Annotated in this window: 9 protein-coding genes; 7 read left to right on the forward strand and 2 right to left on the reverse strand. The window is 61.0% G+C overall.

Translation table 11 applies throughout. From position 1 onward, the window contains the following. The first annotated feature begins 9 nt into the window (after window positions 1-9). The 5 genes from PAF17_RS14540 to PAF17_RS14560 all read left to right on the forward strand — a co-directional run bounded on the left by PAF17_RS14540 (window position 10) and on the right by PAF17_RS14560 (window position 4,462). Window positions 10-519: a TRAP transporter small permease gene (locus PAF17_RS14540; RefSeq protein ID WP_271889829.1), complete on the forward strand. Its 510-nt coding sequence runs from the start codon at window positions 10-12 to the stop codon at window positions 517-519. 1 nt (window position 520) lies between these two features. After that, window positions 521-1,819 carry a TRAP transporter large permease gene (locus PAF17_RS14545; protein WP_271889830.1) on the forward strand — a complete coding sequence of 433 codons (1,299 nt, stop codon included), beginning with the start codon at window positions 521-523 and terminating at the stop codon, window positions 1,817-1,819. An 8-nt stretch (window positions 1,820-1,827) separates the two neighbouring features. Beyond that, entirely contained in the window at window positions 1,828-3,024 is a 1,197-nt protein-coding gene (locus PAF17_RS14550; protein ID WP_271889831.1) for an amidase family protein, read from the forward strand. Then, window positions 3,021-3,854: a 6-bladed beta-propeller gene (locus tag PAF17_RS14555; protein ID WP_271889832.1), complete on the forward strand. Its 834-nt coding sequence runs from the start codon at window positions 3,021-3,023 to the stop codon at window positions 3,852-3,854. The genes PAF17_RS14550 and PAF17_RS14555 overlap by 4 nt, the downstream gene beginning before the upstream one ends. A 188-nt stretch (window positions 3,855-4,042) precedes the next feature. Continuing rightward, window positions 4,043-4,462, forward strand: coding sequence for a hypothetical protein (locus PAF17_RS14560; protein WP_271889833.1), 420 nt, complete (start codon window positions 4,043-4,045; stop codon window positions 4,460-4,462). Window positions 4,463-4,526: 64 nt separating this feature from the next. On the opposite strand, the gene PAF17_RS14565 is transcribed toward PAF17_RS14560, so the two are convergent. Together PAF17_RS14565 and PAF17_RS14570 are read right to left on the reverse strand one after the other, a co-directional pair. After that, complete coding sequence (locus PAF17_RS14565) at window positions 4,527-5,957, reverse strand: mechanosensitive ion channel family protein (protein ID WP_271889834.1); 1,431 nt, start codon at window positions 5,955-5,957, stop codon at window positions 4,527-4,529. 152 nt (window positions 5,958-6,109) lie between these two features. Next, window positions 6,110-6,745 (reverse strand): OmpA family protein, encoded by a 636-nt coding sequence (locus PAF17_RS14570; protein WP_271889835.1) that lies wholly within the window; start codon window positions 6,743-6,745, stop codon window positions 6,110-6,112. A 220-nt stretch (window positions 6,746-6,965) separates the two neighbouring features. Between PAF17_RS14570 and PAF17_RS14575 the strand changes: the two genes are divergently transcribed. Together PAF17_RS14575 and PAF17_RS14580 are read left to right on the forward strand one after the other, a co-directional pair. Next, window positions 6,966-9,152 (forward strand): type I secretion system permease/ATPase, encoded by a 2,187-nt coding sequence (locus PAF17_RS14575; RefSeq protein ID WP_271889836.1) that lies wholly within the window; start codon window positions 6,966-6,968, stop codon window positions 9,150-9,152. After that, a complete protein-coding gene (locus PAF17_RS14580) occupies window positions 9,149-10,462 on the forward strand; it encodes an HlyD family type I secretion periplasmic adaptor subunit (RefSeq protein WP_271889837.1) in 1,314 nt (437 codons plus the stop codon). The genes PAF17_RS14575 and PAF17_RS14580 overlap by 4 nt, the downstream gene beginning before the upstream one ends.

Here is a 10,462-nt window from a genome sequence, read left to right on the forward strand (position 1 = left end):
AGTGCCGCGATGATCCTGACAAGACATCTGTTCAAATTCTGCGGGGCATTGGCCGCGCTTTCGCTGGTCGGGATTGCGGTTCTGATCCTGGCACAGATCGTGCTGCGCCTGATGGGCAGTCAGATCCCCTCGGCTGACGACTTTGCTGCCTGGGGGCTTTCTGCCTCGATCTTTCTGGCGTTGCCGACGGCCCTGACGCATGGCGATCATATCCGCGTCACCTCGCTGCGCCAATTGATGCCTGCGGGCATGGGGCATATCGCCGACATCGCAGCCTCGGGCTTTGCCACGTTGATGATGGGCTGGGTCGCCTGGGCCATCTTTGGCTATGTCCATGAAAGCTGGTCCTATCACGATGTCAGCCAGGGAATCGTGGCCGTGCCGTTGTGGATTCCGCAATCGGCCATGGCTTTCGGCGCCATCCTGTTTGCCATCGCCTTTGCCGAACGCACATTGCGGCTGGTCCTTGGCCTGCCGGTCGAACGCGACGATGTCGCCGAACAGGCAAAGGGGGAATAACATGGAAATCCTGTCACAAGCCGCCGTTCTTGTTGTCACGCTTCTGGTTCTTTTGGGGCTGGGAGTCTGGGTGGGGGTTGCCCTGCTGGCATCTGCTGTCGTCATCTTTCTGCTGTTCACCTCCAGCCCGGTCGACGCCATCCTTGGCACGACAATGTGGGCGCATTCGGCCAGCTGGACCCTGACCGCTCTGCCCCTGTTCATCTGGATGGGTGAAATTCTGTATCGCACCCGGCTGGCCGAGGACCTGTTTTCCGGCCTTGCCCCCTGGGTGGGGCGCCTGCCGGGCGGGCTGGCCCATGTCAATGTCGTCGGTTGCGGTATCTTTGCTGCGGTCTCGGGGTCATCGGCCGCGACGACCGCGACTGTCGGGCGCATCTCGTTGCCGGAACTGAAATCCCGCGGCTACGATGATCGCCTGGCAATCGGATCTCTGGCGGGTTCGGGAACCTTGGGCCTGTTGATCCCGCCTTCGGTGGTGATGATCGTCTATGGCGTGGCCGCGCAGGTGTCGATCAACCGGCTGTTTATCGCCGGGGTGGTTCCCGGCCTGATGCTGATGGCGCTGTTTTCCGGCTATATCGCCTTGTGGTCGCGTATGAACCGCGATGCGATGCCCGCACCCGAAACCAGCATCGGCTGGCGTGAACGCCTTGTCCGCTTGCGCCTGCTGATCCCGGTGGTCGGATTGATCATCGGCGTCATCGGATCGATCTATGCAGGCTATGCGACCGCAACCGAGGCCGCCGCCATTGGCGTCGCAGGTGCCCTGATCATCGCGGCTGTCGGTGGGTCGCTGACCCGTGCCAGCTTTGTCGAGGCCCTGTTCGGTGCCACGCGCACTTCGGCGATGATCGGGCTGATCCTGCTGGGCGCCGCATTCCTGACCTCGGCCATGAGCTTTTCCGGTCTGCCCGCAGATCTGGCCGAGGTGATCTCGAATAGCGGCCTTGGCAAGGCTGGGCTGATCGCCATGCTGACCATTCTGTTCGTGCTGCTGGGTTGTTTCCTCGACGGAATTTCGATCGTGGTTCTGACCACTTCGGTGGTGATGCCCGCCATCGCAGCAGTCGGGATCGACCCCGTATGGTTCGGCATCTACCTGATCATCGTGGTCGAAATGGCACAGATCACGCCGCCCCTTGGTTTCAACCTGTTCGTGATCCAGAACCTGACCGGTCGCGGTATCTTCGAGATCACGCGGATGATCGTGCCCTATTTCCTGATCCTCGTATTGGGCGTAATCCTGTTGACCGCATTTCCCGGCATCGCCACCTGGCTTGTCGAACAAACGATCTGAGACCTGACATGACCCAAGACTTGCTGAACGCCGCGCGCGCCAAGGCCGCCGCACCCGATTTCACCCAGGTTTTCGACGACCCGATATACGCCGAAGGCCCGCTGTCGGGCCTGACCGTCGCGGTCAAGGACCTGTTCGATGTCAAGGGCTATGCCACCGGTGCCGGCACCGCGCCGCAAGCCGATAGGCCCCTGGCAGAACGCGATGCGGCGGCCGTGGCACGACTGCGGGCGGCCGGCGCGGGGCTGATCGGACATGCGAACATGACCGAATACGCCTATTCCGGTCTGGGGCTGAACCCCCACCACGGGACACCATTGACGCCCCTGATCGACGGCGCGATCGCGGGTGGATCGACCTCGGGCGGGGCATCGGCGGTGGCGCGGGGGGTGGCAGACATCGCCCTTGGAACGGACACCGGTGGGTCTGCGCGGATTCCGGCCGCGTTCTGTGGGATCTACGGGTTCAAACCGACGGCCAGCACCATTTCGCGCGACGGGGCCGTCCCCCTGTCACATTCGCTGGACAGTGTGGGCGTACTGACACGAGATCTGAACCTGATGCGTCCAACGCTGAATGTCTTGCGCGACAGGCCGCTGATGGCGGCCGACATGCCTGCAACCATTATCGTGCCCGAAAATTTCGGTATGGACGATGTCGCCCCCGAAATCATGGACGCGTTCGAGACCGCCTTGACGACCCTGACCGCAGGCGGTGTCACCGTGCGCCGGCTGTCGATGCAGATCTTTGATCGCTATCGCGCCTTGCCGGTCTGGCAATTCAGCGCCGTTGAATCCCGCTGCCATCATGGCGAAAGCTATGACCAGCACCGCGACCGGCTGGATCCGCGGGTCGCATCACGCATGGCGCGCGCCGAAGAAACCGATGCCGCCGGCTATGCGCGCACTGTTGTCGCGCGCCAGGCCATGGCGGATGAGGCATTGCGCCTGTTCGGTGATACGCCAATCGCATTGCCGACCGTCGCGGTCCTGCCCCCCATGCTTGCCGATCTTGCCGACGACGCCACATATGACCGGCTGAACCTGTTGGCGCTGCGAAACACCAGTTTCGCCAATGTGATCGATGGCTGCTCTGTCAGCCTGCCATTCAGCGATCTTCCGGGGGCCGGGCTGATGCTGACGGCACCGCGCAACTGCGATGCCGCGCTGTTGGGAATGGCAGAAGTTCTGGCCCACGACCTGTGACGACCTCGCCCCCCGCCAGCCGCTATGTCGCCCTGGGCAATCAACGCTATCATGTGCAACATCTTGATCTGGGTGACGGTCTGACCGGCATCAGCGATCTTGCCGTGCATGGCGAACGGGTGATCGCCCTGAGGCGTCAAGCCCCCGAACTGGCTGTTCTGGAACCCGCGATGGCGTTGGCTGATCATCCTTTGCGCCAGATCACCTGTGGTCACGGACTGCGCGCCCTTGGCCCGGATATGTTGGCCGCAACCGATATGGACGGCCACAAGGTGGTTTTTCTGAACGCCCGGCTGATCGAAACCGCGCGGCTCCATTGCGACGAACGCCCCGGTCTGGGCCGCCCATTCAACCACCCGACCGATTGCACACGCGGGCGCGACGGGCGAATCTATGTTGCCGATGGCTATGGCAACAGCGCCGTGCATGTGTTCGACCCCACGCTGCGGCACCAGTTCAGCTTTGGCAACGCCGGCACCGGGCCGGGGCAGTTCTCGACCCCGCATAGTATCCTTTGCGATCCTCAGGGTCGGATCTGTGTCGCTGATCGCGAGAACAACCGCGTTCAACGCTTTGATCCCGAGGGGATCTGGCTTGACGAGATCGGCGGGCTGCACAAGCCGATGGCATTGGCGTTGGGCGTGGATGGCAATCTGCTGGTCACCGATCAGACGCCACGGCTGTCCGCCTATGATCCCGACGGCCAGCTGACCGGGCGCTGTCGGACCTTTGCGACCTATGCGCACGGCATGGATGTGGCACCTGATGGCACGATCTATCTGGCCGAAATGATGCCCGATCGGATCACGGCCCTGATTCCGACCGATTAGACCGCGCCCACGGCTTTCCGTCTGGACATGTCGCCGGATAAATTCCGGTCACCTGTAACAGAATGGGTCGTTCTTTCGAAACGGAGTGTGGTGCGGTCCGGATTGGCAAGTCCGGCGTGACCTCGCTGGCCGGATCCAGAGGTTCATCGCACCGTCAAAGCCGATCAAATCGAAAGTCAGACACCATCATGCAATCTACTGTTCAACCTGCCCTGCTGCTGATCAGGGTCACCTTCGGGCTGTTCCTATTGGCCTGGGGCGCAAACAAGCTGGTCGATACCCAGGGCACATCCGGGATATTCGCGAAATTCTATGGAATCGAACAGCTGGCAACCTCGGGGTCGCTGATCGCGGGCGGCCTGCAAATCCTGCTTTCGCTGGCCATCATCGCGGGGGCATACAAGACGATTTCCTATGGAATCGGTGTCGTCATTCACGGCATTTCAACAATCGCCACGGCCGGGCACATATTGATGCCGCTGGCCGAAGGATCGAACCTGCTTTTCATGGCTGGCCTGCCGATCATGGGGGCAATTCTGGGCCTGTTCATCGCCCGCAAGCATGACACATTTCTGTCGTTCGACGCCCTGCGCGCGAAACGGGGTTGATCACCCGGCTATAACAAGGGAAGGGCCCGCGCGGGCCCTTCCACAGGGCAGGATGACACCTGCCTCAGCGTTCCTCCCCGCCATCTTCTGGCGCGTTCTCGGCACCGCTGTCACCGGTCATGTAATCGGGCGCTCCACGCGGACGTCCGCGCCCCGCCGAACCTGCGGTCAGTGCAGGCACTGCTGCTTCGCTTGCGACGCGAATATGCATGTCGGTTTGCGGGAAGGGGATCGAAATGCCCTTGCGATCAAAGGCTTCCTTCACCGCGCGAGTCAGGTCCCAATACACGGTCCAATAATCGGCGGCTTTGGTCCACGGACGAACGATGAAATTGACCGAGCTGTCAGCAAGTTCGTTGACCCGAATGACAGGGGCCGGGTCGGTCAAAACCATGGCATGCCCCTTGACCACCTCTTCCAGCGTTTGCTGTGCGGTTTCGATGGAATCGTCATAGCCAATGCCAAACACCAGATCGACGCGACGGGTCGCCGAGGCTGTGACATTCGTGATCACATCACCCCAGACCCTGGAATTCGGAATGACGATGACCTGATTGTCCGGGGTCAGCACCGTGGTCGACACGATCGAGACAGTGCTGACCGTGCCACCCGTGCCGGCGACGCTGACATAATCGCCTTCGTCAAAGGGGCGGTTGATCATGATCATCAGTCCGGCCGCCAGGTTGCCAAGCGTATCCTGCATCGCGAAGGCCGCAATGAATGACGCACCACCAACCAGCGCAAAGAGCGGCGCAATATCGATGCCAAGCGCCGACAGCACGATCATCAAACCGATCGCAATCGTCAGCCAGTAAACCGTCATGGCCATGAATGCCTGCAACAGCTTGGACAGGTTGGGCAGACGGCGGAAAAAGCGTTGCGCGTATCCCCGCACCATCCGCGCAACGATCAACAGACCGAACAACGCGGCGACAATCACCCCCACGCGTTCGGCAATCCGCAGGCCGCCATCTTTGGAAAACACCCAGTTTTGGGCCTGTTGCATCAGGGTGCGCCAATCCGCGCGTTGCTTTTCTTCGACAACGATGGCGCTGCGATATGCACGCAGACTGGCGATCTCGGCCTCATCCCCTCCCTTTTTTTCCAGCATATTCACAACCGCCGTATAGCGCGCGAATATGTCCTGCCTTTCACGGGTCAGTTCGACGACCTCGTTGCGGGCGGTGTCGGCGGCCGCTCCGCTGGCATTGCGAACCTCGATCTGCTTGTCGGCGACTGCTTCAGTCTGTTCACGCGCAATCTCCTGCCATGCGCCCGCAAGCGCCGACAGTTCGCCAGCCGTCAGGGGAATCAGGCGGATTTCAAGCTCTTCAAGGTCGATATCGGGGGTGACCAGACCCGCAGGGTAATCCGATGCGGCTTCTGCGGTTGGGGCCGCGTCTTGCGCGGCTGCATCTTGCGCATAGGCCAGTTGCATCGGTGCCGTCACAGCCAATAGGGACAGGACAAGCACAAGTTGAAGTATGCGGCTCACGTATAACCTCCGCCGTTTGTCGGGATACCGATTTTTTCCAGTTGATACAGGGAACATGCCGCATTCAATGCCCTGCCGCAACAGCAGGCGGGGCATTTGCAACGCAAATCCAAGCGTTTTCGTTAGGTAACTTGCGGGCCGGTTCGCGCCAATCAACCACCCATGGCGACCGACAGGCGGGCATAGCTGCACAGGCAACGTTTCGAATATTCCAGTTTGCGCGATGCGCCCCCGTCAAAACCAACCGCAATTCCGCAATCTTCACGTGCTGCCCCCGCCATCTGATAGGCCGGGCCATTTCCGCCGGTCGCAGCAAATGATTGATATTGCTGCACGGCGGTTGCCAGTTTCTGGCGCAGGTCCTGTTCCAGCGATGCGCCGATATTCGATTGCGACAGCTGAATTTCACGATAGCTGCGGCAGGCGGCCAGCATGTCATCCAACGTCACCGTCACACGTCTGTTCGATCGCTGCGCGGTTGCGACATTGACCAACAGCTCGTTTTCGCCCCGGCTCTCGACATGATCGATCCGATCAACGGGGGCGCCAAGCGCGATCAGTGCATTTGCCACGGTCTGGGCACGGCGGCGTCCCAGATCAAGGTTATACGCGTTGCTGCCCACCGCATCGGTATAGCCGATGACCACACTTGGCTTGTAGCTTTGGGCGGCAATCAGTTTCTGGGCGATGGCCTCGACCTGTTGGCGACCTTCCGCGTCAAGTTGATCCGAATCGAACTGGAAATTGACCGTGCCGATATCCTGCGCAAAGCCCATCACTGGCAGCATACATACCACTAGCGTCGCCAATAGCGACCTGAGCAAGCCTGATCCGGGCATTTGGGTACCTCGTGCATGTTCGGTTTCGTGCCATCAAGCCACAGACCGGGCCCCCTGTCGATATTAAACCCCCCGAACCATAAGCTTGGACTTTAAAGCGGGTCCGGGACTGTGATCTTATGGTAACGACCACAGTGATCGCGCGAATGGCATGGAAAGTTCAGGACAGATGACCCCCAGCGAAGCGACCGTTTCAACGCGCGCCAAGGGCGACATCACATCCCAATGGAATTTTTCGGCAAAGGATCGCGACCATCTGGCACAAGCGGTTGCCTATTGTTGCCGCCTGGAGGGGCGCGATATTGCCACCGCAAGCCTGATCGCCGGACTGGCACTGCCGGTGGATGCGATGCTGACGCCTGAACTGGCCTGCACGGCAGCTGAACGACAGGGATTTCGCGCCCGGTTGGTCCGCAGCGCCCTGCCCGACCTGCCCGATGCCGTGCTGCCCGCGGTCCTGTTCCTGAACGGGCGCGATGCCTGTGTGTTGCTATCCCGTGCCGAGCAGACCGTGAAACTGTTCTGGCCAGCCCGGTCCGACCAGGTTCTGGAGCTTGCCCTAAACGACCTCGCCCAGAACTACAGCGGCCACGCGTTGCTGTTGCGCCACGACGATGCATCAATCGAAGACATGGCGGCGGTCCAGCCCTCTTCGCGCCACTGGTATTGGGGCGTCGCCGCGCGCTTCTGGCCCGATTACATGCAGGTCGCGGTGGCATCCGCCATGGTCAACCTGCTGGCCCTGATCATGCCGATTTTCACAATGAACGTCTATGACAGGGTGTTTCCCAATGCAGCCCTGACAACATTGTGGTCATTGGTGGCGGGGGTCGGGATCGCGTTGTCCTTTGACGCATTGTTGAAATGGCTGCGCGCAGCCGTGGTGGAACGCGTCAGCCGACAGGTGGATCAGGCCGTATCCGCCGACATATTCCGACATGTGGCCGACCTGCGTCTGGAAAGCCGGACGATGGCTTCGGGCAACCTTATGAACACACTCAAGGATTATGAACAGGTTCGCGATTTCTTTTCATCGCAAACACTTGCAACCTTGACCGATCTTGGTTTCGCGGTGCTTTTCATCGCGGTGATCGCCTATCTTGGCGGGCCGTTGGCCTTGCCCCCTGCCGCAGCCTTGCTGGTGGTGCTGATCATGGGAATCGCAATCCTTTGGCCCTTGCGGCGGGCATCGAACCAGACACGCCAGACGCAGGGCCAGAAGAACGCCGTCGCCGTCGAGGCCATTTCGGAACTTGAATCCCTGAAAGCCGTCGCCGGTCAGGGCCGGATGCAGGGCCGTTGGGAAGATCAGGTGGCCAATAGCGCACGAGCGCAGGAACAAAGCCGGTCCTTGGCCTTGTTTGCCACCACACTTACCGGTTTGGCGCAACAGCTGGCCTCGATCGGGATCGTGGTGATCGGTGTCTATCTTGCATTGGACGGCCAGCTGACAATGGGCACCGTCATTGCCGCGATGATCCTGTCGGGGCGCGCTCTGGCGCCGACAACCATGCTGGCAAACCTGTTCGTGCGGGCAAGCTTTGCGTTCTCGACGCTGAAAAGCCTGAACCAGATCATGTCCCTGCCCTCGGACAACACGCCCCGAAGCGATCAGCTGAATGTCGGCGTGGCTGAAGGGGCAATTTCGGCCGAAGGCGTTTCGTTGCAATACCCGGATGCGCCATTGCCCGCGTTGGAAGGGTTGTCGCTGACCATTGCGCCCAATGAACGGATCGCGGTTATCGGCGCGGTCGGGGCAGGCAAGACCAGCATGGTGCGGTTGCTGGCCGGACTTTATCGGCCCAGCACAGGCATGATGCTGATCGATGGGCTGAACATGTCCCAGATCAGCCCCGCGCGCCTGCGCCGCGATGTTCAACTGGTGCCACAAGAGGCGGTCCTGTTCTCGGGTACGCTTGCGGAAAACATCGCCTTCGGCAATCCACAGGCCAGCGCGGAAGACATCGTGCATGCCGCCAGGATCGTCGGGGTGGATCGTATCGCCGCGCGACACCCTTCGGGCTTCGCCATGCCGATCAGCGAGCGCGGGCGCAACCTGTCCGGTGGCCAACGCCAGCTGGTCGCCCTGGCCCGCGCCTTGCTGTTGCGTCCCAAGGTATTGGTCCTTGACGAACCCACAAGCGCAATGGATCAGCAAAGCGAAAAGGTCTTTATTCAAAGCCTTGCCCGGGTGATGCAGCATCACCCCATGACCCTGATCATATCGACCCACCGCATGGGCCTGTTGGCCCTGGTGGATCGGATCATATTGCTCGATAACGGGCAAGTGCTTCAGGATGGGCCAAAGGCCGATATCCTCGCGCGTCTTGCCGCCCCATCGGAGGCCCGCGCATGAGCGAATGGCAGCTTCGTGAATTTACCCGTGGGCGCGGCGCGGCGCGATCGGCGCGTGGGTCGTGGTTGCTGACCGCGATGTTGCTGACCCTGCTGACCATGATGATCGCCGCGATCGGTTGGGCAAGCTGGGCCACAATCGAAGAGGTCGCGCGGGCCAGCGGGCGGGTCGTCCCGTCCGGACGGGCGCGGATCGTGGAAAGCCTTGAAGGTGGGATCGTGCGTGCAATTCATGTTGCCGAAGGCGACACCGTGTCCAAGGGACAACCTCTGGTCACCATCGATGACACCAGTTCTTCGGCCAATCTGGGTGAGTTCCTGGCACAGAAATCCGCCTTGCAGGCCCGTAGCATCAGGCTGGATGCCGAAGCAGCAGGTGCCGAGGGCCTGCGCTTTGCAGGCTCCGACATCGATCCGGAATCGGCATTGGCCCTGCGCGAAGTCGAACTTTTTGCCAGCCGCTTGGCATCCTATCGCGGCCAACGGGCCGTGTTGTCGGCCCAGATCACCCAACGCGAACAGGAAATTGCCGAATTCGAACAAAGCCTGCCGCAGATCGCGCATATCCTGGCCTTGCTGGACGAAGAACTTGCCTTGCGCACCCGAAGCGGTGTGGTTTCACGCGCCCAGCTGCTGCCCCTGGAACGGGAAAGGGCCACGAAGAAACAGGATTACGACGCGACGACCGGCAAGCTGGTTCAGGCCCGCGCCGCTCTGGCCGAGGCACAGGCCCGCGTCACAGAACTGGATCTGCAGCGCAGCGCCGAGATCAGCTCGTTGCGCTCAGAGACACTGAACCAGCTTGCCGTGGTCGAGGAATCGATCCGTCGGGCCCGCGATGTCGTTGATCGCGCCAATCTGCGCGCGCCTGTCGCTGGCATTGTGTCGGCACTGAATGTGAACACCATCGGCTCGGTCATTGCCCCGGCCGAAGAAGTGTTGCGCATCGTGCCCGATAACGACCGACTGCAAGTAGATTCCCGCGCCCGTCCCGAGGATATTGCATTCCTGCGGGCGGACCTGCCCGCAAAGGTCAAACTGACCTCATTCGATTTCACGATCTACGGAGCGTTGGACGGCACTGTTACCCGCGTCGGAGCAGATGCCGAACAGGATGACGCCACGGGCGAGGTCTATTTTCCGGTAATCGTCGAAACCAGCGACAGCACCCTGACGCATGCAGGCAAGGAATTCGATATCCGTCCCGGAATGGTCGCCTCGGTTGACATCATGACCGGCCAGCATTCGGTGCTGGACTATCTGTTGAAACCATTCCGCAAGGCCCGGCTAGAGGCCCTGCGCGAACGTTAG

This window comes from Paracoccus onchidii (genome assembly GCF_028294535.1).
Lineage (GTDB): Bacteria > Pseudomonadota > Alphaproteobacteria > Rhodobacterales > Rhodobacteraceae > Paracoccus > Paracoccus onchidii.